Below are 25144 nucleotides of genomic sequence, written 5' to 3' on the forward strand. Positions count from 1 at the left end.
AATCATGCAAGCGCGACACCTCACAGCTCAATCTTAATCGTATGTGTTTTCGGGAATGCGTCGGAAGAGGCGAATAGGACGAACGTCTTTGATTCTTCCGGTACTTTATAGACGAGATCGATTTGAGCGCGATTAGGAGAATAATATTGATGCGTATTCTTCCAAGCTTTTGGATTATGACTGACGTAATCAACGACATCATATTCGTTGCCCTTACCATCATTGAGAACAAACAGATTCGGTTTATAGACGCTGTATGCACCAAAATCATCCGATTTGTCATGCAGAACGAGCGGAACGGTGATATAACGGTAGCCTGCTTCCTCTTTTAATTTCAACTCTTTTGGCGGAGAGGTAAGGAGTGCTTCTGCGCGGAACGTTTCTTTCTTCAGCTTAGGATCACCAGGATAGGTCTTGACGGTTCCTTGTTCCATCAGTTCGTCAATCGAAAGAATACGGTCTTCCTTCGATTCATTGACCCCGGCAAGCTTCGTTTCGGAAGAAACCTGTACGACTTTTTCTTGATGAGACGACCAATAGAGACCGGCCCCTCCAAGTAAAACCGCAGTAGCAAGAGCAACAGGCAATACTTTACGTGAACGTAACATACAAACACTCCTTTTTGATGTAATTTTCAGAATATTTAACCAAAATATACTATTTATAATGTATTTATACAAGCGTTGAGGCATAAAATGGAATAAAATTCAGGAAATCATTACCTGTATGATGAAATCAGGTAAACTGAATAAAGAGGTAGCAAAGGACAAAAAAAGGAGGAATTACAATCCATCAATTACAAATCGAACAACGATTACGAGAAAACACGGAGCTGCAGCAGATGCTCTTACTGGTTGAACGATTGCAACTGCCTGACTGGTGGATATGCGCCGGCGTCTTGCGTTCGATGATTTGGAATGTAGGCGTTCCATCGGATGTCGATGTCGTTTACTTTGACCGGGATGATCAATCCGAGGACACAGAGAAATACTACGAATCGTGTTTACGGAAGTTCTCGAACCACCCCTGGTCAGTGAAAAATCAAGCCCGCATGCAAATCGTTAACGATTTGCCGCCTTATCCATCAGCACGGGAGGCGATTGCACAATTTCCGGAGACGGTCACGGCAATCGGCGTGACGAAACGACCGGACTTCGAACTGTTTCTTCCCTACGGAGCCGAAGACTATGCCGAACGGATCATTCGACCGACACCCGCTTTTCGCTCAGGTACCGACCGTCACGCCATATTCAAACAACGTGTGCACGATAAAGGATGGAACGATGACCCGAGTCTACAAATACGTTCATGAAAAGGATGGGGTGTATGCGATGAAACGAATCCGTTATCAAAAAGTGCTCCCTCTTTTAATGGGGGGACTTCTCTGTATCAGCGGATGCACAGCGGAAAAGCCGGTTGATGCGCTTCTGACGGAATAAGCAGTTGAGCAAGCTGAACATACGAAAGGGACGTCTCTGTCAGACGTCCCCCTTTTGATTACGAACGATAGACCGTTTTAAGGTAATGCGCCATATGTTGCCAAGCTTGAAGTGCAACGTCTGCATCTCCATGATGCGTAAAGGCGTGAGGTTGTCCTGCGAATTCCTGATGCTCAACAGCGATGCCTGCTGCTTGAAGTCGTTTCGCGTACTGCCGAGCTTCCTGCGCCAGTGAGTCGTGCTCAGCCGTCAGGACAAGCGTCTGTGGTAACGCTTCGAGTTGAGCTGCATAGAGTGGCGAAGCGAGGTGATGGTAGACATCTTCAGCTCGCGAGATGTACATCGCATTAAACTGTCGTGCCAGCTCGACCGGAATCCCCTCCTCAAAGTGCGGTTTGTCCGCGGGATCCGTCGCGAGATCAAGTGGAGGATAATCCAGGATTTGGGCGATGAGCGGTAGGGGACTTGCCTGTTCAGCATTCCATAAAGAGATTGTCGTCGCGAGATTGCCACCGGCACTATGACCGCCGATCGCGATCCGTGAAGGATTGAGATGAAGCGTATCGGACTGCTTAAAAATCCACTGGACGACTTCGTAGGCGACGTGGACCGGAATCGGGAAAGGGTGCTCCGGTGCTAATGGATACTCGATATTGAGCACATGACAATTGACGGTCTCAGCGAGAAATAGATTCCACGGTTCATCCATCTCAGGCGTCCCGGTGATGAAACCGCCACCATGAAAACTGATGAATCCGGGTAACGTTTCCGTTTCACCGAGTGGCGAGTGGAGTAACACACGCACGTCGCCGATGGACGTCGGCACCTGTAGCGTAGTCGTGACAGCTTGCGGTGGATATGGCGGCAGGATGTATGGTCGCTCCTCTTCTGAACGGATCTGTTTGGCAAGGTCAAGCATCTCTTGGCGATTCATCGAATTCCTCCTTTATGTATACCTTGATCATACCGAACGGATCACTCGATTTCACGTTTCGGATCGTTTTCCGCTAGTTACAGGAAAAAGCAGTAAGAGTTTGATACACTTTTTAGAGAAAGATAAATCGAGAGGATGATTTAAATGCCAACACTCTATCTTACACGGCATGGCGAGACGGAATGGAACTTAGAAAAACGGATGCAAGGCTTTAAAGACTCCCCCTTAACAGAAAAAGGCAGACAAAATGCGCGGGATTTGGGTCACCGCTTACGTGACGTTCCTTTTGACCACCTGTACGTCAGTCCGATTGGGCGCGTTCAAGAAACGGTTCGGATGATGAATCTTGATCCGTCGATTCCAGTCACGATCGACGAACGGCTAAAAGAAATGCATATGGGAACTTGGGAAGGTCGAACGGCAGCGGAAATTGAAATGGCACATCCTCTTGCCCATACGGCATTTTGGCAAACACCACACGCATACATACCGGAATCCGGAGAGTCGTTTGACGACGTCCGCGAGCGCATTCTTTCGTTTTTGGAACGACTTGCTGTCCATGCGGAACACGAAAACATCTTGATCGTCACACATGGCATCTTCCTGAATATTTTGCTGACGCATCTCCAGCAAAAACCGTTCGCGACGTTATGGGACCCACCGTTCATTCATGGAACGAGTTTGACGATCGTTGCATATCAGGATGGAGAAGCACTGATTCAAGTCGTGGCCGACATGTCGCACGTCGAAACGCGATAAAAGGAGGAAATCATGAAGGGGAACTGGTTAGTAGCAACCGTCCTGCTCGTCGGTTGTGCATCAACGAGTGATGAGGCTGAATCGACGGCAAAATCGTTCTATGTCGCACCGGGCGGGGATGATGACAATGCGGGAACGCTGCAGCATCCGTTTAAAACAATCCGACAGGCGACTCAAAAAGCGACTGCCGGAACGACCGTTTACTTGCGAAAAGGAACGTATCATGAAGCGATGAACGTTAGATATAGTGGAACAAAACAGCAACCAATCACCTTCAAAAACTATCAAGGCGAACGGGTCATCTTAAGTGGGGAAAAAATCAAAGATCGGGACGCAACCTTACCAATCATCCAAATCAAGGATCGAACATACGTGACGATTCAAGGGCTGACAATCGAAGACGTTCAGTCGAAACGAGCGGACGCAACACCAATCGGGATTCTGATTACAGGGTCAGGATCTCACATCACGTTGAAGAACAATACGGTCCGCCAAATCAAGACGCTCGCGAAAGACGGGAATGCACACGGAATCGCTGTCTACGGAACGGGAGCAATTCGAAACTTGATTGTCACCGGCAACCGGGTCGAACAGAACCGTCTCGGTGCGAGCGAAGCCCTCGTCTTAAACGGAAACGTCAAAGATTTTTATGTGACGAAGAATGTCTTGCGGGATAACGACAACATCGGGATTGATTTGATCGGTCATGAAGGAATCGCCCGGTCGAAGAAAGATGACTACGTCCGTGAAGGAGTCGTGTCGGAAAATCGTGTCTACCGGACGTCGAGCTACGGAAATCCTGCTTATGGGAAGGAATACAACGCAGCAGGTATCTACGTCGATGGTGGAAAAGATTTAACGATTGAGAAGAATCGCGTTGAAGCGAGTGATATCGGAATTGAAGTGACGAGTGAACATGCCGGACGTTACGCAGAAGACATCATCGTTCGTCAAAACGATGTACGACGCAATGTGTACACCGGTATTGCAATCGGTGGTTATGATACGAAACGCGGTGGAACAAAACAGGTCCGAATCGAACAAAATCAGCTGATCGGCAATGATACGAAAGGACTCGAAGGTGGGCAATTGCTCGTCCAACATGATGTCCGGGACAATAAGATCGTCGGGAACACGTTCGACGGTCCGCTAAGTATCGCCCATTACTTCAAGACAAGTTCCGGGAACCAGTTCGAACAGAATACGTTCAAGCATACGAAACGCTTCATGTGGCGCGACACCTCCTATAAAACGGAACAAAGCTTCCTGAGAGCGGTTCGAAAGGTGGAATGAGGATGAAGAAATCGGAGCGACTCCTCGCTTACTGGATCCGGATTCCGAGATACTGGCGGCTCGGAGCGTTAACCGCCTTTGTACTAACGGTTTGGACGATCGAAGGCGTTCGTTTTTTAACAAGCCGAGCGTTTCATCTACCGACGATTCAAGACGTGATCATTTGTCTTATTCCAGCGATTCTTTTATTTATAGTATGGAAAACAAAAAGTCCGAAGTCTCCACCGAATTAATGAATCGACACAAGGAATTTGGATAAGGATTCTCGAAAAGGGGAGGGTAGTTGAATTAAAAGGAGGAATGGTGATGACGAAACTGACGATTCAAGCCGTGATTGACCGTCCGGTCGAGACGGTGTGGGAAATGTGGAATGAACCAGAAGACATCAAACGCTGGAATGCGGCGTCTGACGATTGGCATACGACAGCGTCAGAGAATGATTTGACGGTCGGCGGTCAATTCACGAACCGCATGGAAGCAAAAGACGGGAGCATGGGATTTGATTTCACGGGTACATACGAGACAATCGTTCCTTACGAACGCATTGCTTATGTCCTCGAGGATGGTCGTCAAGTAACGATCGACTTCTCAAAAAATGGAGAACAAACAGAAGTAGTCGAGACATTTGATGCGGAAACGATGAACCCGCCTGAGATGCAACAAGCGGGTTGGCAGGCAATCCTTGATCGTTTCAAGGCGTATGCGGAGTCGAAAAAATGAACTTACCAAAAAACCGTCCATCATGTTCTCGTGTTCCGATTAGGAAGACGAACATGATGACCGGTTTTTTTGTGATTTCCATCAACCTGCTAATTCTAACATCTGAACGAACGCAACGTCCGGGTCTGTCGTCTCGAAGCGATTCAACCACTCCTTGAAGTCACCTTCGTACAGGATACGACCTTGATGAAGGAAGATGACGTGGGCATCGGTATGCAATAAATCGTGCAATTGATGCGTCGAAAAGAGACAGGTTTGACCGTTTGCCGTCATCTGTTCGAATCGTCGCATGATATGGAGGCGGGTTGCCGGATCAACGCCGCTCGTCGGCTCGTCAAAAATGTAGAGCGAACGTGGTACTGTCGTCAAAAGTGTGACGAAGAGCCATTTCTTTTCGCCGGCGGACATCTTGCCGATTTTCATCTCCCAAAGGTGAACAAACAATTCACGTTCACGAGGCTGTTGCAGGTGATACATATAGGTCTCTTGCTTACGATACTCTTTCAAGCGGGCGAGTCGACCGACGAAAACGGCGACGTCTTTACCTTTTAGTTCATCTGAATAATAGATGAATTGTGTGAGGTAAAGAATATCTGCAACGGCGGGGAGGTCAAGTGATCCGGATGCGATTGGTAAAGCACCGGTCATACAATCAAACAGTGTCGTTTTCCCGGCGCCATTCATTCCAATCAAGACGTTCAGCTTACCCGGAACGAGTGAAAAGGAGACGTCGTGTAACAGGTCGGGTGATTTCGGATAGTTGAAGCGGATGTGTTGGACGTGCATCTGAATCCTCCTATCGGGTCAGTAAAGACATGGGATTAAACCGTGTGATGGCGAATATCCCGAGAATGAGATAAATAAGTAACATCACGCTTACCAGCAGCAAGGAAGGTGTAGCGTTCATTGTCGTCGAAAGAGGAATGACAGATGTTCCTACTGCTTTTATGCTATAAAACGGATTGATATAACTGTACCAGCGATCAGGCTGGCTATTAGCGAACAAGAATAACGGATACATGACGATATTCAGTAATGTCGCCATGCTCGAAATCTTCGCCGGGAGCATCGTCAAGGCAATGCTTGCTAAGGCAAACGGGATACTGAGGATCAAGACGAGATAAGCCATCGATAATGTCGAAAGCGAGAAAAAACCGAATACGAGCATCAGGATCGTTGTAAAGATCGTCAAACTGATTGTCGCAAATACGAGCTGCACGAGAACGAGTGCCAGAATGCAGCCCATCTTACTCCCGGAAATCATGATATAGGTCTTCATCAATCCATACTCCCGCATTCGAGCAAGTTGAAGACCGATGCTGTTCACATAAATCGAGAGAAGGATGTAGCCCCAAAAAAGAGCGAGAAAGGATAGAAAACGACTCTCTGTAAAGTCGAGTCGTGATCCAAAGACGAAGGCAAGGATCAGTGGGAAAATCAACGACCAGAAGACCGGGATTTTATCCGTCAGCATGATCTTGAAATAGAGTACGAAGTAGCTAGGAATTGAATGCATATGTACCTCCAGTTCGTTAAATGAAATGATCGGTGATTGTTCATGTTTGTAATTACGTAAAAAAATGAATGAAAATTCTATGTGCTGTTGGTTGTTAATACAGATAATAATAACATAAATAAACAAATATTGTATTTTTTAAGAGGAGGGTCTAAAATGAAATATTTATTAACTTCTGGTGGGGTAAAAAATGAATCGATTCATCAAGCTTTGCGTGAGATGCTCGGAAAACCGATTGATGAATGCCGGGCGATTGCGATCACGACAGCATCCTATGCGTTACAAAACGGAGCAACCCTTGCTACCAACTTCATTCAAGGTAAAGATGAGGCACCGATGGTCGGTTTAGGCTGGAAGTCAGTCGGTCTGTTGGAATTGTCAGCCGTTTCGGTGCTAGATCCGGCTATTTGGCAACCGGCCGTCGAACAAGCGGATGTCATTCTTGTCAATGGTGGTGATCCGTTATTTTTGCATCACTGGTTTGTTGAATCTGGTTTTGATCGCTTATTGCCCAATTTGACAGGAGTCTATGTCGGAATGAGCGCAGGTAGTATGATTTTGACACCAAGAATTGGCGTGGAGTTCATCAATTGGCGTAGCTCGGCTGACCAGACAGATGAAACACTTGGTTTCGTCGACTTCTCGATTTTCCCGCATCTCGACCATCCGCAGTTACCGGGAAATCATCTACAGGCGGCAAAAGACTGGGCAACGGCACTTCAGAATCCGGCTTATGCGATCGATGATGATACGGCGATCCGCATCGAAGAAGGAAAGATGGACGTGATTTCTGAAGGGCAATGGCTCCAATTACGGTGACGGTAATTTATTTCGTCCGCCATTGTGAATCGGTCAAAACGGGGAGTGACCAGGAACGAGGCTTGACGGATGCAGGTCAACTGCAAGCGCAGGAACTCGTAGCGTTCTTTAAAGCGATGCCGATTGACGCCATTTACTCGAGTCCGATGCGGCGGGCGGTTGATTCCGTCCGACCGCTTGCGAATCAACGATACATGCAGGTCATGACGGCTTCATTTCAAGAACGACTGTTTCAACCAATCGATGCACGATTAACGTCTGAGCGACTCGAGGAAGTAGTGAGACAGTCATTTCTAGACGTTGATTACTCAGAAGTTGGTGGAGAATCGAATCGTATGGCACTTGATCGTGCTGTAGTAACCATCGAAAAGCTACGTGACATGCATCCGAATCAACAAGTGGTTGTCGCGACACATGGACTTGTATTGTCGTTAGTTCTTGAAAAATATACTGGGCGAGCGGCGAACGACTGGTTAGATGCCATGTCGAGTCCAGCAATTCACCGGCTGACATTCGATGCAGGCGGGAAAACGTCTCATGAACAACTATTGTAAAATGATTAAATCTGCCCGCTGAAGATGAAACCGAGAAAGAGCAGTAGTAACACACCAAGCGGAACGGCACAGGCGAGACTGACAAATTTGAGGATTCCCGATTCGCGTCGTTTGATGGCGACGATCCCGAGTCCGATTCCAAACAGATAAATAACAAGTCCGATTGGGATCGTAAGCATCGAGTTCGGTCCGAACGACCAGTTGAGCGGTGGGAAAACCATATAGGCGATGAGCAGACCGAGCAAACTAAAGAAGATAGAAGCTTCAGCGTATGTCATATGAAAACTCCTTTTAATGAAGTATGTGAACAAGAATTCGGACTTAAAACGTAAATTCCTGCTTCATCCAGTACATTTCCAGTTTGTCTTTTGCATGAACGGGAACTATATCTAAAAGATAGTATCTTTTAGATATAGGAGGGACCGATGCCAAAAGAAAATATGACGCGTTACGCGATTCTCGGACTTCTCGCCAGTGGCTGTACGTCCGGGTATGAGATGAAACACACAATCGATACGAGTTTGAATCACTTTTGGAAAATCAGTTTCGGACAAGTCTACCCGACACTGAAACGGTTAGAAGCGGAAGGGTTGATCGTGGAAGAGGTCACGGATGGGGAGCGAAAACAATTTGCCCTGACGGAAAACGGGCATGCGGAACTCGAACGTTGGGTCGCTGAACCGTCCGTCGAACTGCCGGTACAACGAAACGACTTATTGTTAAAGCTTTATTTTGCCCGCCATGCTTCAAAAGAAGTCACCTTGCAGAAAATTCAGGAGCATGCGCGTTTGCTCGAAGAACGGCTTGAGACGTATCAAGCGATCGATGCGATGATTCGTTCTTATCCGGACTCGAATGATGCCGTCTATTGGTTACTGACGCTTGATTATGGCATTCGAAAGACACGGGCGTTACTCGATTGGTGTGACGCTTCCCTTGAGACCCTTGAAGGAGGAAATTGACATGAAACGGATCATTGCGACTCCGAACAAAGATGTCGTCGTGTTCATCATCGGTTTACGAATCAATCGCTTGCGTTCCGTCCGGCAATGGTTGCCGACAGTCCAGGCGATGGGACCGATGCTGCAAGAGTGTTATGCAAACGATGTCGGATTGATTTCGCATGAGTCGCTTGTCGGTTGGCGTTCCGTGACGTTGATCCAGTACTGGCGCTCGACGGAAGAGTTGATGGCATATGCCCATGGTTCGCGTCATTTGACGGCGTGGAAACGATTCAATCAGAAAGCACGGGCATCAGAAGCGGTCGGGATCTTCCATGAGACGTTCGAAGTCAGCAATTATGAGTCGATGTATGTCAATCTTCCGACCCGAGGTCTTGCAAAAGCACTGGGCGAGTCGGCAATCAAACCGCATCAGGAACAGGCAAAAGGGCGCTTAGCCGAGCGGCAGACGCAAGAGACAATCTAAATAGACAAAAGGGGCTGACTCAAAAGTCAGTTTTTACACAGATAAGGGTGGCAGAATGATGATCTGGCACCCTTATCTCGTAAAAAGAATGGCTCATTACACGCCACTCCTACAGGAAAAAGCGCATTTTGCGCTGTCAGAGACAAACAAGACCCGCTTTCCTGCTTGAACGAAGCAGGAAAACTGGCTTGTGTCTCGCCTGAGGAAAGGGCGTGAAAAGACGAGTCATTCTTTTTTGAGTCAATCCCTTTTTATGTCGCTACTGGCGTTGCGGGTTCGAGTATCTCCCCACAGTTTTGGCAAATATGATCAAGCGTTTTTGTACACGGTTCGCAAAACGTACAAGCGTGCGAGCACTGATAGACCGTCGTTTCAATCGTTTCTTGACACCGGACACAGGTTGATTCCATATGTATCACCTCCTTGTTAGTAGTATAAGAAATACTATTCGATGAACACAGAAGCAGAACAAAGGAAAAGGCTATTTTTTCCTTTGATTCCATATTAATTTGAAGAAAGTGGTTTTAATTCGAAAGGGAGATGAAAAATGGACCAAATTGATCAACAGATCGTCCGGATTCTGCAAGACGATGCACGGATTCCGTGGTCGGAACTCGGACGACAGATCGGGTTATCGGCACCTGCCGTCATCGAACGGGTCCGAAAAATGGAGGACGCGGGAATCATCGAAGGATTCCGCGCTGTCATTAATCCAGAAGCACTCGCGCAAGGGTTACTCGCGATCGTTATGTTCGAAGAGACACGCTGCGCAGGCTTGATTGAATTTTGTAAAGGACATCCGGAAGTCGTCGAGTGTCACCGGCTGACCGGTAGCTATAACTTCATGGTCAAGTTGCAAACCGCGTCCGTTGCAACACTGGAATGTTTTCTCGATGACGCATCGATTTACGGCAAACCGTCGACCTGGATTCGATTGTCGACGCCAGTGCCGTTCACGGGATATACGGTATGATGGAGGCAACACGTTTCTAATAAGGAGTTTTAAAGGAGAAAAAAGATGAACCTCATGCTAATCGGGGGCGGACAACTGATTGCACCGTCGCATCAATGTATCAATCGACATGTCTTTCAACTGACGAAACACGCGCCACAGATTGTCTTCCTGCCGACGGCAAGTCGGGATGAATCGCTATACCAACAACAGTTTCGAGATACATATGAAGCACTTGGAGCGACCGTCTCGATCGTCACGCTGTTTGACGACGTACAATCCATAGCGACACAACGACAATTAATAGAACGTGCCGACATTCTTTATGTCGGCGGTGGCAATTATCCGTTACTCGTTCAGACGCTTGCTTTAAAAGGCATGGATGGATTGATCAAGCAAGCCGTCAAGCACGGAACATGGTACGTCGGTGTCAGCGCTGGAGCAATCTATGCGATGGAATACGGGATCCGTACGAGTGATGACGGAACGGACTATTGCCTGGATACAGGACAAGGCTGGCTGAGCGGTTGTCTCTGTCCGCACTTGAACCAGGAAAAACGGGCAACCCGTTTTCAGGAATGCCTGTCTCAAATGAATCACGCCATCGGATTACCTGACGATACAGCGTATATTCAATCTGATACAGATCATTATCTATTAGGAGAAGGATACGTGCTTGGCTCTAAATGATGATGAACGCTTTGTACATCTAGAGTGTTCACCGTCATTTAAAGTAATTCAAAACAGTTGACGAACAAAAATCGGGATGGTATATTTATCTCGAATTAAAGATATATGAATTAAAGATACAAAAGAGGTGAACGAAATGACTCCACCGAATCCGAACTTGAAAGCATTGACAGTCATGGTGCGCGCAGTTGATGCGATACATGAAGTCATCAAGAAGGATGTTGCGCAATGGGGTTTGAACCCGACGGATTTTTCGGTTCTTGAGTTGCTGTTTCACAGGGGCAGGCAACCGATTCAATTGATCGGGAAAAAAGTCTTGATCACGAGCAGTAGCATCACCTATGTCATCGATAAGCTCGAAAAGAAGAATTACGTTTTCCGCAAAGCATGTCCAGAAGATCGGCGCGTGACATTTGCGGAACTGACACCTGAAGGGGAACAATTGATGGAAACGATTTTTCCGGAGCACGAGCAAGCGATCAATCAGGTATTTCAAGAAATAGCCCCGTCAGATCTCGAAGCATTCATCGAGACAGCCAAAACGATCGGCTATCAAGCAAAAAAACAATAAAATTTTTTTAGACTGATATCTCGAATTCGAGATAATAACCATTAAAGGAGCGATTTTTCATGAATGAATTAAAAGGAATCCACCACGTGACGGCGATTACGAGTAGTGCCGAGAAAAACTATGACTTCTTTACGAACGTCTTAGGAATGCGATTGGTCAAGAAGACCGTCAATCAGGATGACATTCAGACGTACCATTTATTCTTTGCTGATGATAAAGGATCTGCCGGTACGGATATGACGTTCTTTGATTTCCCTGGTATTCAAAAGGGATCACACGGAACGAATGAAATCTTCAAGACAGCGTTCCGTGTCCCGACGGATGCGGCACTCGAATACTGGATTAAACGCTTTGACAAATACGACGTCAAACACCGTGGCATCAAAGAACAATTCGGCAAGCAGACGCTCTCGTTCGTCGATTTCGATGAGCAACAATACATGTTGATCTCTGACGAGCATAATCAAGGTGTCGCTTCCGGCACACCGTGGCAAAACGGTCCGGTACCCCTCGAGTTCGCGATCACGGGACTCGGTCCAATCCACATCCGGATTGCGGAATTCGACAACTTAAAAGCGGTACTTGAACAAGCGATGTTGATGCGTGAAGTCGATCAAGCAGGTTCACTGCACTTGTTCGAGATGGGTGAAGGCGGAAACGGTGCCCAAGTCATCGTCGAGCACAACGTCGTCCTGCCGAGCGGACGTCAAGGATTCGGAACGGTGCACCACGTCGCCTTCCGCGTTGAAGATACGGCTGCCTTACAGGAATGGATTGAGCGGATGCAACAGCTTCGCTTCAACACATCCGGTTACGTCGATCGTTTCTTCTTCGAGTCCCTTTATGCTCGTGTCGCGCGCGGTGTCTTGTTCGAGTGGGCAACGGATGGTCCTGGTTTCATGGGGGACGAGCCATACGAAACGGTCGGGGAGAAATTGTCGTTACCCCCATTCCTTGAGCCGCAACGGGCACAGATCGAACAAATGGTCCGTCCGATCGATACGGTCCGGAGCACGCGCAACATCGAAAAAGAATATCTTTAAAAGAAAAGTAAGCTGACAGCATCTAAATTAGAGGAGGAAATGAAAATGGAGAAATTAAACATTGGTATCATCTTAGGGTCCACACGTGAAGGACGCATCAGCCCACAAGTCGGGAACTGGGTCAAACAACTCGCCGATCAACGGGGGGATGCGAACTATACGATTCTTGATATCGCCGACTATAAATTACCACTCCTTGGTGAAAAAGACGGCGATGCGTCAGGTGCTGCTGCTTGGTCGAAGGATGTCGCGGCGCAAGACGGATTCGTCTTCATTGTCCAGGAATATAACCATTCAATCGCAGCGTCACTTAAGAATGCGCTCGATTATCTCCGCGTCGAGTGGAACAATAAAGCGGCAGGGATCGTCTCTTACGGTTCCGTTGGTGGAGCGCGGGCAGCAGAACACCTGCGCGGCATCCTCGGTGAATTATTGATTGCCGATGTCCGGGTGCATCCGGCGTTATCCTTGTTCACGGATTTCGAGAACGGATCGGTCCTAAAGGCGGCAGCCGTTCAAGAAACATCGGTCAACCAGATGCTCGATCAAGTCATTCCGTGGGCAACGTCGTTAAAAACGATCCGCTAAATCTTTTCATAAGAAAACCCCCTCATGTCGAACGGACATGAGGGGGTTAGTCGTTCACCGTTATTCGCGTCTATTTCTTATTATTTCAAATACTGTATTAATGATTTTATTGTTTAAATTAAAACTTAAAAATCTCGACTCACGTCAACAAAAAATAACTGACCATCAAGCCGACCAACAGACCACTAAAGACGAGACGGTAGACGGGTGAACGATGGGTTCCTTTATTTTGTTTCACCTGATAGACGATGAAATAAGCTACACTGGTCACCATGATGAGGATCGCCAGTGTACTGAGTAGGGTAGACATCAGCATTCCTCCTTATCGTAAAATCTTAGATAATGCTTTTCCTTTTGCCAGTTCATCGACGAGTTTATCGAGAATGCGGATGTTACGGATGTGAGGATCCGTTAGGTTCTCGACTCGAATCCCGCAGATGATGCCAGTAACTAAAAAGCGGCGTTCGTTCAAATCGGGTGCGTGCTCGAAAAAGGCTGCGACGGTTTGGGTTTGTATGGCTTGTTCAAGAGTGGATTTCGTGTGTCCGGTCAACCAAAACAGCACGTCATCGAGTTCGTCTTGTGTCCGTTGCTTGCGCTCGACTTTTTGACGGTATACCTGATACAGCTGCAACATCGGCATTTGAAATACTTTTTCGTAACTCATCTGAATCGCCTCCTTTCATGGTAACATATGGTAAAGGGTCTTGTGTCACGGATTTTAATTCGTTTTGGAGGTGCAGGATGAAATGAGACGTCGAATGATTGGAATGACTTTTTTGACGTGCCTAGTGCTATTTTTAGGCGTCGTGGGTGTAAAACTGTCGTATCAGGCATGGGTTGATCCTCCGATCGATCAGTCGACGGGAAACTGGGTACATGTCCCGAGCACAATTTTACCGACTAAAAAAGTCATCTATGCGAAAAAAGATTTGATCACAAAGGCACTGAGCTCTTCAAAAAATGGGCACAAAGGATATCGGAAAGAGCCGGATAAGAAACCTGTTGTTGAAGTGGGAAAGGGATCATGGACGGATGCAATCAATCAAATCGCACGTGTGATTCCTTGGATTATCGCTTTGGTGATCATCTTCTATCTGTATCATCGACAACGATTCAACCGCATGCAGTGGTCATTTCCATCAAGGCATCAACCAAAGCGAACCGCTCTATCGCTTCCGCTCACTCCTGAAGTCCAGTCCTCATCTAAAGACAGTATGCTTGATTCAAAAATTCGCGAAGCAGTGCGTACGTTCAATCGGTCACTTGCTCCAGCGCAGCAGCGACGGACATATGAAACGCTGACGGAGTGGTTAACACGCTTAGAAGTCACAGTCCCGCATGAAATCTATCAGCTCGTTCGCTATGCCGACGTAGCAGAACAGACACTCAATCCCTCTCGACGGACTGCTTTCCTCGAACAGCTTAAGCAAAGTCAGACACGGCTCGTGTAATCAGCCGTGTCTTTTTTGGTGTCCGCGATACTTGTTGAGGGCGAGCATGTTCAACAGGAACAAGGCGGTCCCATAAAGGAATAGTCCAAGCCAGTACGGCCAGATGCTCGACCACCCGTTGCCGTATACGAGTACTTCCTTGATCGCGCTCGCTCCGTAGAAGATCGGGGTGATGTATCCGATGTTTCCGAGTCCGTACGGGATCAAATCAAGCGGAATCAAGCCGGAGAAGAAAATCTGTGGAATGATTGTAAAGGGAATTAACTGGACGACTTGTAATTCAGACTGGGCGAAGATCGAAATCGTTGCTCCGAACAAGACCGCGACGACGGCAAGTCCGAGCATCGTCAGGAAGACCCAGATGATCGAACCTTCAGACGGTAAGTCAAGAACGGTCGTCGCGTACAGGACGACTAGAATCGCCTGGATGGAGGCGAAGACGCTATAACCGAGCGTATAGCCGAAGATGACGTCGGTTTGGCGAATCGGTGTCATCATTAACCGCTCGAGCGTGCCACCACTGCGTTCTTTGACGAGTGCCATTGCCGATAAGATAAAGACGAAAAAGAACGAGAACAAGGATAAAAAGACGAAACCAAGCGCGTCAAACGTCGATTGATCGACATCACCATAGAGATAGTTCGACTCAAGTTGCATCGTCGGTTGCAGGGATGCCAGTCCAGCTTGAATCTCGCGTAGTGCCTTTGAACTTTTCGTTGAAGGTTCGCGGAGGTTCAACGATAGCTGGTTATCTTTCATGTCTAAGACGACGTCGACCGTTTCATGGTCCTTGAGGTAGGCGTCAGCATCGCTGCCGTTATACGTTTTAATCGACAGATCTTGTTTTTCAATCGCTTGTGAGACCGGAGCCGGTACATCTTGACTGATGGCGACGACAGGCGTGTAGTCATCGTTTCCGAGCAAAAAATAGATCAAGGTAAAGATTAATAACGGAGCAAGTAAAATCAGTCCGACGCTTCGTTTATCGTTCAACGTTTGACGGATGACCCGTCGTGCGAGTTGCCACATCACGTCACGTCCTTTCCAGCGAGCAGGAATAGTTCCTCGACCTGACCGTTTTCAGTCTGTGCGAACAAACGGTCGAGCGGATCGTAGGCGATGATCCGACCGTTATAGATCAATGCTGCCCGGTCACATTCATTGATTTCATCCATGACGTGGGTCGAGACGACAATCGTCGTACCTTGCGCACGAATCGCTTGGAATTGATTCCAAATCTGGCGGCGTAATACGGGATCAATCCCGACGGTCGGCTCATCCAGGAATAAGACGGTCGGACGATGCAAGATTGAGATGGCGAGGGACAATCGTTTCTTCATCCCGCCGGAATAATGGCGAACGAGCTTTTTTTGATCATTCGTTAAATCGACGAGTGTTAACACTTCTTCGATACGTTTTGCTAAATCCTGACGGGACATGTTGTATAAAGAACCGAAAAATTGCAGATTCGCAAGACCCGATAAATCTTCATACAAAGCATCGTTTTGTGGCATGAAACCAATCTCCGATAACATCTTGAAGCTTGGAATCGAAGTGTCACCAATCTGAATCGAACCTGCGTCTGCCTGGATCGCACCAATCATCAAACGAATCAGTGTCGTCTTACCAGAACCTGACGGACCAAGTAACCCACAAATCTCACCGGACGGAATCAAAAGATCAATCTGTTGGAGGACGTTCTGTTGATGAAACGATTTTGATACACCGTTCAGTCGTAAATCCATCGTATTCTCCCTCCTTTTTATAAAATAATTATTGAACAACGTGTTGATTAATTTCATTATAAAAGGGAGAGAAACTGGGAGCAATGACCAGTTGACGTCTATCTGTCGCTTAAGCGACACATTCCGACAAACTGTTGAAGAAAGAGGCGATTTCGATGAAAAAACAGGATTTACGCATCATTCGGACTGACCGCAGAATACGCGAAACGTTCCTTCAGTTGATCGACGAAGTCGGCTTTGACGCCGTGACGATCAAATTATTGACAGAGCGCGCGGAAGTCAACCGCGGGACATTCTACCATCATTACGCGGATAAATACGAACTGCTCGAACGGATGACGAATGAGATCTTTGAAAAGATCGAGGCGACGTTCGAACGGGGGATTCCGTTTGTCCTGGTTAACCAAACGGAGGACTCTCCGTACCGACGGATCATTCCGTTTTTGACGTTTCTCTACGAACACCGGACGCTGATGCGGATTTTACTCAGTCCGGCGAGTGATGGAATGTTTCGGAACCGGGTCCGCGATTACATGCAACAGATTCTGTTCTCGGGACTACCGGAACAAGGAGAACGGCTCGTTCCAGAAAATTATCTCATTGCCTATCTCTCAGCCGCTCATCTCGGTGTCATTGAATCCTGGTTGAGCCGTCCAAACGAGACATCACCGGAAGAGATTGCCCGGATCATCTTTACGATTTCGATGGAAGGTCCGTTTCGAGCGGCAGGGTTCCGGCGATGAACTTAGAGGAAGCATTAGCCTATATCGTTAAGGCATTCCAACAAGAGCAAATTCGCTTTGGCATCGGTGGTTCATTGCTGTTAGCACATCATGGACTGCCTGTTACACCGCGTGACATTGATGTCGTCGTTACGCTAGAAGACGCTGAACGAGCCATTCGACTGTTAGCGGAGATGGGAACTGTCGTCGAACAAGACGAGACGTCACTTTACGCGACACAAGTGTTTCAGGAATTCATCATCAAAGGAATCGATGTCGATCTAATGAGCGGACTGCAGATTCGCCATGACGAGGGGATTTTCGTCTATCCGTTTGCGGAACAAACCATGTAGCGTGAAGTACTAAAAAAGAATGAAAATTGAAATTTATTACATAATTGTAAGTCGTTAAATATGTCTTGATGTATTATTCTAGAAGAGTAATTAGAAAAAGGATTGAGCTGTAGGAGGAAACAAATGTGTCAGGTTTTAGTCTAGCAATGAATCTTTTATTTGGGAGTGTTCATCTTATTCTTATGGCGATGGCGATCCCATCAATCATCTATGCCCTCTATCTATTACAGAAAATCGCTAACAAATGATTGCAGGAACTTTTTGGTAAGAACAAGAAGACAGTTTAAGTACCCACGCATCATCAAAAGGAGGCGATGGCATGTCAATCTCGACATGGGTTGCAATCTTATTCGTATTAGCGGTCAGTGTCTACGCATCTTCTCAACCGAAACGTTCGAAGAAATAACCAAAGGCGCGACTTCCAATGCGGAAGTTGCGCCTTTTCGTTGTTCAGTTTTTCGTATCAAGCCAAGCGATCGCATCTGCCAAGTCGTCCGCAATATAGTCAACGCTGGCTTGTTCCACCCGGTCAGCGTAATCGCGAATGGAGCTCTCTCCGGCACCGGTTCGAACTAAGATTTTGATACACTCGGCGTGCGCAGCTGCCACCATATCACTCCAACGGTCCCCGATGACGACACATTGCTCGAGTCGGAGATCGTGTTTTACTTGAGCTTGCCATAATAATTCAGGTGACGGTTTGCGACAGGTGCAACGATCTTCCGCTGCATGCGGACAAATCAGCACGTCATCAAAGCCGAAGTTCTTTAATTCTGTCCGGAACTCCTCTTCATGCGAGAGTCCTTTTGAGATACCAGGTTGATTCGTAAACGCAATCAATAAAATCCCTTGATTGCGTAAGCGTTCGATTAGCGAAGGAACGTAAGAAAATAACGCAAACGTTCCAGGGTAGTGGACGGATGCATCTCCACCAATCGTCCCGTCCCGGTCAAGAAATATTGCCTGAATAGAATTCATGTGTACAACTCCTTTGATTACGAAGCATCTTTTAGTTCTTGGTACGGTTGCACACGTGCGGCCAGTTGTGCTGGAATGAACGCAGCGATAACACCGAACAGAATCGGTAAAGAGAGCGAGACACCAATCAACAACGGTTCATTCCACGGTACGAGATCGTACAAAACATAAATCGTCGTGTAGGCGACAATCAGTCCAAAGACTCCGGAAATTAGACCGACCAGGAAGCCTTCAAGGACAATCAACTGACGGATCGCGCCGTTCGTCCAGCCGAGTGCTTTTAAGACGGCAAGTGACGCCCTGCGATCGGTGACGTTTTGCCACATGATTTCACCCGTCGTCAAAATGGCGATCGTGATTGCAACACCCATCGTCACGTAATGCATCGGACCGACTTGTAAGGCAACGAATTGACCGAGCCACGACGTGTAAAGCACACCTTGTAAATGGAACGTCACGAATAAGAAGAATGTCAAGAGAGCTGTCGGTAAAGCGATTGAGAGAACGGATAAACTATTACGTTTCCATTTCCCGATTAATTCCTTTAGTGCGAGTGTCACCGTCGAACGAAGCTTCAGTCCGACGCGAGCTGCTTTCGCGTATTCACCGGTCTTGATCGCTTCGTACGGTGAGATGCGACGAATCGTCCATGCTGACCAAGCGGCGCCGGCGAGGTAGATAACGAGACTAAATAGCGCGATCCAGAGAAGGCTCAACCCGTTCATCGCTTCATTACGGACATACGAGAAGATTCCTTCGACGATCAAGGCGACCGTTGAGACGAATCCAGCTAGGATTGCTGCCTCGATCAAGACAATTTTATAGAGATCTTTTGTCCGCCAGCCGAGCGCGAGTAAAACAGCGAACTCTTTCCGACGAGCGAGCATCGAGACATAACTCGTCGCGAGGACATAGACGACCGCGACCGCGAGCATCGCGAAGATGACGCCTGAGAAACCAACACTTGTCTCGCGGAAGATCGTCATCGCGGCGCCGATGTGGATCCATGGTTGTTCGATCCAACCGAGCGTCTTGCCGTCATCGACGACTTTCGTAACGACGGGTTGTGGAGAAGAACCTTTAGTGATGGTGACCATCAATCCAGTTTTCTGTTCAATCTGTTTTTTCACGTCTTGGAGTAGTTGCTCTGAATCTTCACTGACAGTCGAAGCGCCTTTGATTTTAAGACGAATCGAAGAAATAGCTTGTTCGCCATTGACTGCTCGCGCGCTGTCAATCGTCGTCAGGATGTTTGGAGAACTCGTCAACAGTCCAGCGGGATTACCAGACGTATCAATCGATTTCGCTGGGTTGACAGGTTCCCCCTTCGCATCTAAAACAAGATCGGCAAACGAGGGACGATAGGTTTCCATTGGTAACTCGTTCAGCGGGTCTTTTGAGACCTTGATGTTTTTCGGATCGTACAGACCAACGACTTTAAATTGTAAAAATGGAAAGCGGACATTAGATGAGCCTGGTTCTGGGTTTTTAACCTTTTGTCCCATCGATGTGAGGGAGCGAAATCCTTTATCTGAAATAAGTTCCTTCCTAATACCGATTCCTGAAATTCGTGTCGACGTCGTGGATACTTCAAAAGCGTTGCTCCATCGGCTTGTAAATGGACTAAGCGTTGTTTGGAATTGAAGAGGGCCAGATTGATAAACCAATTGTCCTCCTTCTGCATATTCAGAATCCGTTTGTAAGCTATTCGTTTTTTCAACCATCGTTCGCAGATAGGTTTCTTCTACTTTAGCGGTTGGGATGGAAAGGTGTTGAATATTTTTAGCGGGATAAGAGGCAAGAGGAGAATTGATAATAGACCGTTTTGGTTGTCTTTTGATGACCTTATCAATTAGTTTTTGCTGGTCTTGTTCGGTTTGATAAGGAGCATCGAGACGTTCGATATCATAGTCGTAACTTCCCTTATTAAAAGAGTTCGGATTCACTAAGATCGGGATGATATTTTGATTATTAGCAGCATCTGATTCGTGATGATCGGACGAATTGAAGTATCGGGATTTGTTCGTCGTACGCACACTCTTGTCCAGACCTACAAGCCGTGCTTCTTCTTTTGGATCAATACCGACGATCAAGACTGGATTTCTAGCGACAGCCGTTGAAAAACCATCAATTTGTTCAGAAATGAATGAAGCGTTCTCAGGAACTTGAACTTTTGTTCCTTGAGCAAGATGAAGCACGGTTTTTGATTGTTGCTCTTTCTTGAAGCCGTTTTGAATATAAGTGGTTTCTGTAAAACGATAGATTCCTGGTGTGGAAGGAATTTTAATCGCTTTTTCAAAGGAAACGTTAGACATGACGTATCCCATGACAGCGACCGGGGCTGCGATATCAATCTCGTTCATCTGTTTGATTTGTTGGTACTGTTTAAACGAAATCCCACCGTTGATTCCATTGAGATAATTCGGTTCGAGTAACTTACTCGACTCCGTCGACATCTGACTGCCTTTTGGTCGCACGACGATATCATAAGCAGACGACCATTTCTTTTGTAACGTCTGTTCAACCGTTCCTTGACTGGAGTCCGTCAAGTTGAACATTAAACTGAGCCCTGCACTGATGATCAGCGCACCGACAAGCGTCAGGATGAATTTCCCTCGCTGCCGGCGCCATTGATTTAAGACAAAACGAAACATTGTCATTCCTCCTTTTATGGGGTAAAGGCTACGAAAAATGGATGAGACTGTTCATCTAAGATATGTAAGATTCGTTCGCTGAAGTTCGACCACGTTACGCGTCGTAACACTTCTTCGAGCGGGAAAAAACCGACTGCTAAACTTTCGCTGCTCGTCTGCGGTTGACCACCAATCGCTTTTGCAAGCCAACAGGTCGCACAGACATTCGCCTCGAGGTTTTGATAGATGCCGCAAAATTTCACGATTTCAATCTCAATTCCAGACTCTTCTTTGACTTCGCGAATGATACCGTCAGCTGCACTTTCCCCAGGCTCGACGATGCCACCCGGAAACTCCCAGCCGCGATCCGGTCCTTGGATCAAAAGAATCTCGTTTTGGTCATTCAAGACGACCGCTCCTGCTGATAACGAATAAATCGATGTCGGTAACATAGACTTCCTCCTGTGAAGAGAGGGACAACGTCTGTTGCCTCTCCGCCAAATATTAAGATGCATCTTTCAGTTCTTGATACGGTTGAACACGAGCGGCCAGTTGTGCTGGGATGAACGCCGCGATGACACCGAACAGAATCGGTAAGGCGAGCGATACGCCAATTAACAACGGTTCATTCCATGGAACGAGGTCATACAAGACATAAATCGTCGTGTAAGCAACAATCAGTCCGATGATGCCAGAGAATAGACCAACGAAGAATCCTTCGAGGACAATCAACTGTCGGATCGCGCCGTTCGTCCAGCCGAGCGCTTTTAAGACGGCGAGAGATGCGCGACGATCGGTGACGTTTTGCCACATGATTTCCCCCGTCGTCAAAATGGCGATCGTGATCGCGACACCCATCGTCACGTAATGCATCGGACCGACTTGCAGGGCGACGAACTGACCAAGCCACGACGTATAAAGGACACCCTGTAAATGGAACGTCACGAACAGGAAGAAGGTTAAGAGAGCTGTCGGTAAAGCAATCGAGAGAACCGACAAACTATTGCGCTTCCATTTTCCGATCAGTTCCTTCAGTGCGAGTGTCGCAGTCGAACGAAGCTTCAGTCCGACACGAGCGGCTTTCGCGTATTCACCGGTCTTGATCGCTTCGTATGGTGAGATGCGACGGATCGTCCACGCCGACCAGGTCGCACCAGCCAGGTAGATGACGAGACTGAACAGCGTGATCCAGAGGAGACTCCAGCCGTTCATCGCTTCGTTACGGACATAGGAGAAGATCCCTTCGACAATTAAGGCAACCGTCGAGACGAATCCAGCGAGGATCGCCGCCTCGATCAAGACGATTTTATAGAGATCCTTCGTCCGCCAGCCGAGTGCGAGTAAGACAGCGAACTCTTTTCTGCGCGCGAGCATTGAGACATAACTCGTCGCGAGGACATAGACAATCGCGACGGCAAGCATCGCAAAGATGACGCCTGAGAACCCGACGCTCGTCTCGCGGAAGATCGTCATCGCAGCACCGATATGAACCCATGGTTGTTCGATCCAACCGAGCGTCTTGCCTTGTTCGACGACTTTCGTGACGACGGGTTGTGGGGAAGAACCTTTCGTGATCGTTGCGACGAGACCGGTATCTCGTTCGATTTGTTGTTTCACGTCTTGGAGCAGTTGTTCGGATTCTTCACTGACGGTCGAAGCCCCTTTGATTTTTAGGCGAATCGACGAAATCGATTTGTTTCCATAAGTCTCTTTTGCAACATCAAGTGTCGTTAAAATATGTGGGGAGTTTGTCAGCAGTCCGACCGGGTTTCCAGACGATTGAATTTTTCGAGCTGGATTGATTGGTTGTTGTTTTTCGTCAAGAACTAAATCAGCCGTTGAGGGTCTGTAGGTCTCCATCGGTAACTGATTCAACGGATCTTTTGACACCTGAATGTTGTCAGCATCGTATTGTCCGATGATATTCATCGAAAAATAAGGTACGACGTATGGGAGCATTCCCGGATCTTTCGATTTAAATTTTTTGCCCGTTGATTGAATCGAGCGATAACCGAATGCAGGGATATTAGTTTCAGAAAAACTCCAATTTTTTAATTTTGTTGGAGCTGTTTCAACGGCATACGCATTGGACCAACGTGTAGGAAAGGGACTTTTAGTAGTCTTGTATTTTAGTGGGCTCGTTTTAAAAAATAGACCTGCTACATTGGATCCGGCAGCGTCACGATTCATGAATCGTGTCGTTTTTCCATTCAATGAATTTAAAAAAATACGTTGCATGTCCATGACGGAAACTGTTTCCGTCTGTAGAACTTTTGCTGGGTAGTCATTTAAAGATGAATTAAACGACGTTTTGTTCAGGTCTTCTTTTGCAAGGCGATTGATAAACGATTGTTGTTCTTTGTCAGTCGAGAAGGGTATCTTTAATTTTTCGACTTTAAATGAAAAATTACCGCGACTCACGGCATCGGGATCGATGATGACTGGAATGGTATGGAATGAGCCATCACTTCCTCCTTTACGATATTGGTCCGTCTCTTCGAAATAGCGTGAATGTTTATCTTTAAGAATACTTTTATCCAGTCCGACGAGCTTAGCTTCTGCAACTGGATCGATTGCAACGAGCAGTGTCAGATGATTCATCGTAAGATTTGAAAACTCTTTTAACGGTCTGGTAGAGAATGTTCGCTTCTCTGGAACAGAAATTTTTAATCCTTGGGCGATATGATAGGACTGATCATAAAGACGCTCTCTTTTGATACCCGAGTCATCGTATTCTTGCGTCGTTAACCGATATACGCCATCTTCTTTTGGAAAGTTCAACACTTTAGGAACGTTAACATTGATGCTTACATACCCCATCACGGCGACGGGTGCCGCAATTGCAATGTCGTTCATTTTCTTGATGGTTTCGTATTGTTTGAAGGAAATCCCACCACTAATGCCATTCAAGTAATTCGGTTCCAGTAAGTCATTCGATTCACTTGCAAGCTGACTTCCCTTCGGTCGGACGACGATATCATACGCAGACGACCATTTCTTTTGTAACGTCTGTTCGACCGTTCCTTGACTGGAGTCGGTGAGGTTAAACATCAAACTGAGTCCAGCGCTGATGATGAGCGCACCGACGAGCGTTAGGATGAACTTCCCGCGCTGCCGGCGCCATTGATTGATGACGAAACGTAGCATATGTAGTCTCCTTTGCTTGTTATTGGGAGATTTGCGTCTTTAAATAACGCGCAAGATCTTGTTCAAAATGGTGAATCGATTGTGCATCGAGTGCTTCTACATCTGCTTGCGTTGCGTAGCGGGTGACGAAATAAGGGGAGAGTGGCGTCACCAGATGAATGCGCTCCGTCCAGTCCGTCAACGATTCATGACTTCGTCGCTGAAGGGCACGTGGTAATCGTTGATTAAAATCAAATAGCATCAGGCGCAGTGATTCGATAGGAGGAGTAGGTATCGACTGAGTTGTTTTAGACGAAGTTTTATTCTTGAAAGAAAGATTTGATTGATCTTCCATAGTCTCCGTAATGTCTAAAGTATGTTTTCCTGTGAGTCGCTTTCGTTTTTTGATTACAAAATAAATGATGAAACTTCCGACAAGAAGCAACAAGAGAAGGATGATCGAAAAACTAGAGCCTGCCTTTTCTTCTGCTGATTCCAAAAAGCCTGGCGACTTGGTAGCATTGGCTTTTCCACGTGCTGTTCCATCCACTTTTTCCGTTTTACCTGAACTTATACCTAAAATCTCATCTTCAGAATCTTCGTCAATTATGCCATCGTCTTGGCAATTATATTTTGAAAATAGCAGATTTGATAATGTATCCTTTCCACATCCCCTGACGATCGTCGTCTCCTGTTCCGAAAAGTCCGCATTCCGAAACGCTTCATATGCAGACTGCGTCGATACCGACAGCAACAGAAATACGACGAGTGAGCCGATGAAGCTCGCGATTAATTTGGCACGAAACGTATGCATCGCGGAACACCTC

The 25144-nt window shown here is 47.0% G+C and carries 32 protein-coding genes; 17 read left to right on the top strand and 15 right to left on the bottom strand.

Going from position 1 to position 25144, the window contains the following annotated elements; translation table 11 throughout:
* Positions 1 to 20: 20 nt before the first annotated feature.
* Positions 21 to 608, bottom strand: a complete 588-nt coding sequence (locus ACRPK8_RS07150) for a hypothetical protein (RefSeq protein ID WP_432237585.1) — start codon at positions 606 to 608, stop codon at positions 21 to 23.
* A gap of 233 nt (positions 609 to 841) precedes the next feature.
* On the opposite strand from ACRPK8_RS07150, the gene ACRPK8_RS07155 reads away from it, so the two are divergent.
* Positions 842 to 1312: a nucleotidyltransferase family protein gene (locus ACRPK8_RS07155; protein ID WP_432237586.1), complete on the top strand. Its 471-nt coding sequence runs from the start codon at positions 842 to 844 to the stop codon at positions 1310 to 1312.
* Between the two features lie 185 nt (positions 1313 to 1497).
* Here ACRPK8_RS07155 and ACRPK8_RS07160 read toward each other — a convergent pair whose 3' ends face one another.
* Positions 1498 to 2373: an alpha/beta hydrolase gene (locus tag ACRPK8_RS07160; RefSeq protein WP_432237587.1), complete on the bottom strand. Its 876-nt coding sequence runs from the start codon at positions 2371 to 2373 to the stop codon at positions 1498 to 1500.
* 144 nt (positions 2374 to 2517) lie between these two features.
* On the opposite strand from ACRPK8_RS07160, the gene ACRPK8_RS07165 reads away from it, so the two are divergent.
* The 4 genes from ACRPK8_RS07165 to ACRPK8_RS07180 all read left to right on the top strand — a co-directional run bounded on the left by ACRPK8_RS07165 (position 2518) and on the right by ACRPK8_RS07180 (position 5145).
* Positions 2518 to 3132 (top strand): histidine phosphatase family protein, encoded by a 615-nt coding sequence (locus tag ACRPK8_RS07165; protein ID WP_432237588.1) that lies wholly within the window; start codon positions 2518 to 2520, stop codon positions 3130 to 3132.
* A 12-nt stretch (positions 3133 to 3144) separates the two neighbouring features.
* A complete protein-coding gene (locus ACRPK8_RS07170; protein ID WP_432237589.1) occupies positions 3145 to 4425 on the top strand; it encodes a right-handed parallel beta-helix repeat-containing protein in 1281 nt (426 codons plus the stop codon).
* A gap of 2 nt (positions 4426 to 4427) precedes the next feature.
* Complete coding sequence (locus ACRPK8_RS07175; protein WP_432237590.1) at positions 4428 to 4658, top strand: hypothetical protein; 231 nt, start codon at positions 4428 to 4430, stop codon at positions 4656 to 4658.
* 73 nt (positions 4659 to 4731) lie between these two features.
* Positions 4732 to 5145, top strand: coding sequence for an SRPBCC family protein (locus ACRPK8_RS07180; RefSeq protein WP_432237591.1), 414 nt, complete (start codon positions 4732 to 4734; stop codon positions 5143 to 5145).
* Between the two features lie 81 nt (positions 5146 to 5226).
* On the opposite strand, the gene ACRPK8_RS07185 is transcribed toward ACRPK8_RS07180, so the two are convergent.
* The gene (locus ACRPK8_RS07185) at positions 5227 to 5931 is read right to left on the bottom strand and encodes an AAA family ATPase (protein ID WP_432237592.1); all 705 of its coding nucleotides are present in this window, start codon (positions 5929 to 5931) and stop codon (positions 5227 to 5229) included.
* Positions 5932 to 5941: 10 nt separating this feature from the next.
* Positions 5942 to 6661, bottom strand: coding sequence for a hypothetical protein (locus ACRPK8_RS07190; RefSeq protein WP_432237593.1), 720 nt, complete (start codon positions 6659 to 6661; stop codon positions 5942 to 5944).
* Between the two features lie 156 nt (positions 6662 to 6817).
* On the opposite strand from ACRPK8_RS07190, the gene ACRPK8_RS07195 reads away from it, so the two are divergent.
* Complete coding sequence (locus ACRPK8_RS07195) at positions 6818 to 7480, top strand: Type 1 glutamine amidotransferase-like domain-containing protein (protein ID WP_432237594.1); 663 nt, start codon at positions 6818 to 6820, stop codon at positions 7478 to 7480.
* Positions 7462 to 8034: a histidine phosphatase family protein gene (locus ACRPK8_RS07200; RefSeq protein ID WP_432237595.1), complete on the top strand. Its 573-nt coding sequence runs from the start codon at positions 7462 to 7464 to the stop codon at positions 8032 to 8034. The genes ACRPK8_RS07195 and ACRPK8_RS07200 overlap by 19 nt, the downstream gene beginning before the upstream one ends.
* 5 nt (positions 8035 to 8039) lie before the next feature.
* On the opposite strand, the gene ACRPK8_RS07205 is transcribed toward ACRPK8_RS07200, so the two are convergent.
* Positions 8040 to 8312, bottom strand: coding sequence for a hypothetical protein (locus ACRPK8_RS07205; RefSeq protein ID WP_432237596.1), 273 nt, complete (start codon positions 8310 to 8312; stop codon positions 8040 to 8042).
* Between the two features lie 147 nt (positions 8313 to 8459).
* Between ACRPK8_RS07205 and ACRPK8_RS07210 the strand changes: the two genes are divergently transcribed.
* Positions 8460 to 8996 carry a PadR family transcriptional regulator gene (locus tag ACRPK8_RS07210; protein WP_075642403.1) on the top strand — a complete coding sequence of 179 codons (537 nt, stop codon included), beginning with the start codon at positions 8460 to 8462 and terminating at the stop codon, positions 8994 to 8996.
* A gap of 1 nt (position 8997) precedes the next feature.
* Complete coding sequence (locus ACRPK8_RS07215; RefSeq protein WP_432237597.1) at positions 8998 to 9462, top strand: DUF4188 domain-containing protein; 465 nt, start codon at positions 8998 to 9000, stop codon at positions 9460 to 9462.
* 251 nt (positions 9463 to 9713) lie between these two features.
* Here ACRPK8_RS07215 and ACRPK8_RS07220 read toward each other — a convergent pair whose 3' ends face one another.
* The gene (locus tag ACRPK8_RS07220; RefSeq protein WP_432237598.1) at positions 9714 to 9872 is read right to left on the bottom strand and encodes a DUF1272 domain-containing protein; all 159 of its coding nucleotides are present in this window, start codon (positions 9870 to 9872) and stop codon (positions 9714 to 9716) included.
* A gap of 137 nt (positions 9873 to 10009) precedes the next feature.
* On the opposite strand from ACRPK8_RS07220, the gene ACRPK8_RS07225 reads away from it, so the two are divergent.
* From ACRPK8_RS07225 to ACRPK8_RS07245, 5 genes are all read left to right on the top strand, one after another.
* Positions 10010 to 10435, top strand: a complete 426-nt coding sequence (locus tag ACRPK8_RS07225) for an Lrp/AsnC family transcriptional regulator (RefSeq protein WP_432237599.1) — start codon at positions 10010 to 10012, stop codon at positions 10433 to 10435.
* A 45-nt stretch (positions 10436 to 10480) separates the two neighbouring features.
* Positions 10481 to 11104 (top strand): Type 1 glutamine amidotransferase-like domain-containing protein, encoded by a 624-nt coding sequence (locus tag ACRPK8_RS07230; protein WP_432237600.1) that lies wholly within the window; start codon positions 10481 to 10483, stop codon positions 11102 to 11104.
* Positions 11105 to 11240: 136 nt separating this feature from the next.
* A complete protein-coding gene (locus ACRPK8_RS07235) occupies positions 11241 to 11675 on the top strand; it encodes a MarR family winged helix-turn-helix transcriptional regulator (RefSeq protein ID WP_432237601.1) in 435 nt (144 codons plus the stop codon).
* Between the two features lie 59 nt (positions 11676 to 11734).
* Complete coding sequence (locus tag ACRPK8_RS07240) at positions 11735 to 12718, top strand: ring-cleaving dioxygenase (RefSeq protein WP_214860083.1); 984 nt, start codon at positions 11735 to 11737, stop codon at positions 12716 to 12718.
* A gap of 45 nt (positions 12719 to 12763) precedes the next feature.
* Positions 12764 to 13306 (top strand): NADPH-dependent FMN reductase, encoded by a 543-nt coding sequence (locus ACRPK8_RS07245; RefSeq protein ID WP_432237602.1) that lies wholly within the window; start codon positions 12764 to 12766, stop codon positions 13304 to 13306.
* A 139-nt stretch (positions 13307 to 13445) separates the two neighbouring features.
* Here the strand turns inward: ACRPK8_RS07245 and ACRPK8_RS07250 are convergent, their stop codons facing one another.
* Together ACRPK8_RS07250 and ACRPK8_RS07255 are read right to left on the bottom strand one after the other, a co-directional pair.
* The gene (locus ACRPK8_RS07250; RefSeq protein WP_432237603.1) at positions 13446 to 13616 is read right to left on the bottom strand and encodes a hypothetical protein; all 171 of its coding nucleotides are present in this window, start codon (positions 13614 to 13616) and stop codon (positions 13446 to 13448) included.
* Between the two features lie 12 nt (positions 13617 to 13628).
* Positions 13629 to 13973, bottom strand: a complete 345-nt coding sequence (locus tag ACRPK8_RS07255) for a DUF2200 family protein (RefSeq protein WP_432237604.1) — start codon at positions 13971 to 13973, stop codon at positions 13629 to 13631.
* Between the two features lie 94 nt (positions 13974 to 14067).
* On the opposite strand from ACRPK8_RS07255, the gene ACRPK8_RS07260 reads away from it, so the two are divergent.
* Complete coding sequence (locus tag ACRPK8_RS07260; RefSeq protein ID WP_432237605.1) at positions 14068 to 14760, top strand: hypothetical protein; 693 nt, start codon at positions 14068 to 14070, stop codon at positions 14758 to 14760.
* On the opposite strand, the gene ACRPK8_RS07265 is transcribed toward ACRPK8_RS07260, so the two are convergent.
* Together ACRPK8_RS07265 and ACRPK8_RS07270 are read right to left on the bottom strand one after the other, a co-directional pair.
* A complete protein-coding gene (locus ACRPK8_RS07265) occupies positions 14761 to 15789 on the bottom strand; it encodes an ABC transporter permease (RefSeq protein WP_432237606.1) in 1029 nt (342 codons plus the stop codon).
* The gene (locus ACRPK8_RS07270) at positions 15789 to 16505 is read right to left on the bottom strand and encodes an ABC transporter ATP-binding protein (RefSeq protein WP_432237607.1); all 717 of its coding nucleotides are present in this window, start codon (positions 16503 to 16505) and stop codon (positions 15789 to 15791) included. The genes ACRPK8_RS07265 and ACRPK8_RS07270 overlap by 1 nt, the downstream gene beginning before the upstream one ends.
* A gap of 155 nt (positions 16506 to 16660) precedes the next feature.
* Here ACRPK8_RS07270 and ACRPK8_RS07275 point away from each other — a divergent pair, with 155 nt between their 5' ends.
* Together ACRPK8_RS07275 and ACRPK8_RS07280 are read left to right on the top strand one after the other, a co-directional pair.
* Positions 16661 to 17248 (top strand): TetR/AcrR family transcriptional regulator, encoded by a 588-nt coding sequence (locus ACRPK8_RS07275; protein WP_432237608.1) that lies wholly within the window; start codon positions 16661 to 16663, stop codon positions 17246 to 17248.
* Positions 17245 to 17580: a nucleotidyltransferase domain-containing protein gene (locus ACRPK8_RS07280; RefSeq protein ID WP_432237609.1), complete on the top strand. Its 336-nt coding sequence runs from the start codon at positions 17245 to 17247 to the stop codon at positions 17578 to 17580. The genes ACRPK8_RS07275 and ACRPK8_RS07280 overlap by 4 nt, the downstream gene beginning before the upstream one ends.
* Positions 17581 to 18030: 450 nt before the next feature.
* Here the strand turns inward: ACRPK8_RS07280 and ACRPK8_RS07285 are convergent, their stop codons facing one another.
* From ACRPK8_RS07285 to ACRPK8_RS07305, 5 genes are read right to left on the bottom strand one after another with little or no spacing between them, the layout of a single operon-like run.
* Positions 18031 to 18558 (bottom strand): HAD-IIIA family hydrolase, encoded by a 528-nt coding sequence (locus ACRPK8_RS07285; RefSeq protein ID WP_432237610.1) that lies wholly within the window; start codon positions 18556 to 18558, stop codon positions 18031 to 18033.
* Between the two features lie 17 nt (positions 18559 to 18575).
* Positions 18576 to 21212, bottom strand: coding sequence for an ABC transporter permease (locus ACRPK8_RS07290; RefSeq protein WP_432237611.1), 2637 nt, complete (start codon positions 21210 to 21212; stop codon positions 18576 to 18578).
* Positions 21213 to 21226: 14 nt separating this feature from the next.
* Positions 21227 to 21643 carry an NUDIX hydrolase gene (locus ACRPK8_RS07295; protein ID WP_055968256.1) on the bottom strand — a complete coding sequence of 139 codons (417 nt, stop codon included), beginning with the start codon at positions 21641 to 21643 and terminating at the stop codon, positions 21227 to 21229.
* A 52-nt stretch (positions 21644 to 21695) separates the two neighbouring features.
* Entirely contained in the window at positions 21696 to 24338 is a 2643-nt protein-coding gene (locus ACRPK8_RS07300; RefSeq protein WP_432237612.1) for an ABC transporter permease, read from the bottom strand.
* A 19-nt stretch (positions 24339 to 24357) separates the two neighbouring features.
* A complete protein-coding gene (locus tag ACRPK8_RS07305; RefSeq protein ID WP_432237613.1) occupies positions 24358 to 25131 on the bottom strand; it encodes a hypothetical protein in 774 nt (257 codons plus the stop codon).
* Positions 25132 to 25144 lie beyond the last annotated feature (13 nt).

Source organism: Exiguobacterium sp. TDN 0502 (genome assembly GCF_050846835.1).
In the GTDB taxonomy this organism is placed as follows: Bacteria; Bacillota; Bacilli; order Exiguobacteriales; family Exiguobacteriaceae; genus Exiguobacterium_A.

Excerpts from the sequence above, each read along its gene's own strand:
- ACRPK8_RS07280 (WP_432237609.1), top strand. The coding sequence starts at position 17,245 with ATGAACTTAGAGGAAGCATTAGCCTATATCGTTAAGGCATTCCAACAA.
- ACRPK8_RS07225 (WP_432237599.1), top strand. The coding sequence starts at position 10,010 with ATGGACCAAATTGATCAACAGATCGTCCGGATTCTGCAAGACGATGCA.
- ACRPK8_RS07275 (WP_432237608.1), top strand. The coding sequence starts at position 16,661 with ATGAAAAAACAGGATTTACGCATCATTCGGACTGACCGCAGAATACGC.
- ACRPK8_RS07305 (WP_432237613.1), bottom strand. The coding sequence starts at position 25,131 with ATGCATACGTTTCGTGCCAAATTAATCGCGAGCTTCATCGGCTCACTC.
- ACRPK8_RS07245 (WP_432237602.1), top strand. The coding sequence starts at position 12,764 with ATGGAGAAATTAAACATTGGTATCATCTTAGGGTCCACACGTGAAGGA.
- ACRPK8_RS07300 (WP_432237612.1), bottom strand. The coding sequence starts at position 24,338 with ATGCTACGTTTCGTCATCAATCAATGGCGCCGGCAGCGCGGGAAGTTC.
- ACRPK8_RS07150 (WP_432237585.1), bottom strand. The coding sequence starts at position 608 with ATGTTACGTTCACGTAAAGTATTGCCTGTTGCTCTTGCTACTGCGGTT.
- ACRPK8_RS07295 (WP_055968256.1), bottom strand. The coding sequence starts at position 21,643 with ATGTTACCGACATCGATTTATTCGTTATCAGCAGGAGCGGTCGTCTTG.
- ACRPK8_RS07240 (WP_214860083.1), top strand. The coding sequence starts at position 11,735 with ATGAATGAATTAAAAGGAATCCACCACGTGACGGCGATTACGAGTAGT.
- ACRPK8_RS07190 (WP_432237593.1), bottom strand. The coding sequence starts at position 6,661 with ATGCATTCAATTCCTAGCTACTTCGTACTCTATTTCAAGATCATGCTG.
- ACRPK8_RS07220 (WP_432237598.1), bottom strand. The coding sequence starts at position 9,872 with ATGGAATCAACCTGTGTCCGGTGTCAAGAAACGATTGAAACGACGGTC.
- ACRPK8_RS07250 (WP_432237603.1), bottom strand. The coding sequence starts at position 13,616 with ATGTCTACCCTACTCAGTACACTGGCGATCCTCATCATGGTGACCAGT.
- ACRPK8_RS07260 (WP_432237605.1), top strand. The coding sequence starts at position 14,068 with ATGATTGGAATGACTTTTTTGACGTGCCTAGTGCTATTTTTAGGCGTC.
- ACRPK8_RS07230 (WP_432237600.1), top strand. The coding sequence starts at position 10,481 with ATGAACCTCATGCTAATCGGGGGCGGACAACTGATTGCACCGTCGCAT.
- ACRPK8_RS07200 (WP_432237595.1), top strand. The coding sequence starts at position 7,462 with ATGGCTCCAATTACGGTGACGGTAATTTATTTCGTCCGCCATTGTGAA.
- ACRPK8_RS07180 (WP_432237591.1), top strand. The coding sequence starts at position 4,732 with ATGACGAAACTGACGATTCAAGCCGTGATTGACCGTCCGGTCGAGACG.
- ACRPK8_RS07155 (WP_432237586.1), top strand. The coding sequence starts at position 842 with ATGCTCTTACTGGTTGAACGATTGCAACTGCCTGACTGGTGGATATGC.
- ACRPK8_RS07270 (WP_432237607.1), bottom strand. The coding sequence starts at position 16,505 with ATGGATTTACGACTGAACGGTGTATCAAAATCGTTTCATCAACAGAAC.
- ACRPK8_RS07165 (WP_432237588.1), top strand. The coding sequence starts at position 2,518 with ATGCCAACACTCTATCTTACACGGCATGGCGAGACGGAATGGAACTTA.
- ACRPK8_RS07285 (WP_432237610.1), bottom strand. The coding sequence starts at position 18,558 with ATGAATTCTATTCAGGCAATATTTCTTGACCGGGACGGGACGATTGGT.
- ACRPK8_RS07215 (WP_432237597.1), top strand. The coding sequence starts at position 8,998 with ATGAAACGGATCATTGCGACTCCGAACAAAGATGTCGTCGTGTTCATC.
- ACRPK8_RS07205 (WP_432237596.1), bottom strand. The coding sequence starts at position 8,312 with ATGACATACGCTGAAGCTTCTATCTTCTTTAGTTTGCTCGGTCTGCTC.
- ACRPK8_RS07255 (WP_432237604.1), bottom strand. The coding sequence starts at position 13,973 with ATGAGTTACGAAAAAGTATTTCAAATGCCGATGTTGCAGCTGTATCAG.
- ACRPK8_RS07185 (WP_432237592.1), bottom strand. The coding sequence starts at position 5,931 with ATGCACGTCCAACACATCCGCTTCAACTATCCGAAATCACCCGACCTG.
- ACRPK8_RS07210 (WP_075642403.1), top strand. The coding sequence starts at position 8,460 with ATGCCAAAAGAAAATATGACGCGTTACGCGATTCTCGGACTTCTCGCC.
- ACRPK8_RS07290 (WP_432237611.1), bottom strand. The coding sequence starts at position 21,212 with ATGTTTCGTTTTGTCTTAAATCAATGGCGCCGGCAGCGAGGGAAATTC.
- ACRPK8_RS07265 (WP_432237606.1), bottom strand. The coding sequence starts at position 15,789 with ATGTGGCAACTCGCACGACGGGTCATCCGTCAAACGTTGAACGATAAA.
- ACRPK8_RS07175 (WP_432237590.1), top strand. The coding sequence starts at position 4,428 with ATGAAGAAATCGGAGCGACTCCTCGCTTACTGGATCCGGATTCCGAGA.
- ACRPK8_RS07235 (WP_432237601.1), top strand. The coding sequence starts at position 11,241 with ATGACTCCACCGAATCCGAACTTGAAAGCATTGACAGTCATGGTGCGC.
- ACRPK8_RS07195 (WP_432237594.1), top strand. The coding sequence starts at position 6,818 with ATGAAATATTTATTAACTTCTGGTGGGGTAAAAAATGAATCGATTCAT.
- ACRPK8_RS07160 (WP_432237587.1), bottom strand. The coding sequence starts at position 2,373 with ATGAATCGCCAAGAGATGCTTGACCTTGCCAAACAGATCCGTTCAGAA.
- ACRPK8_RS07170 (WP_432237589.1), top strand. The coding sequence starts at position 3,145 with ATGAAGGGGAACTGGTTAGTAGCAACCGTCCTGCTCGTCGGTTGTGCA.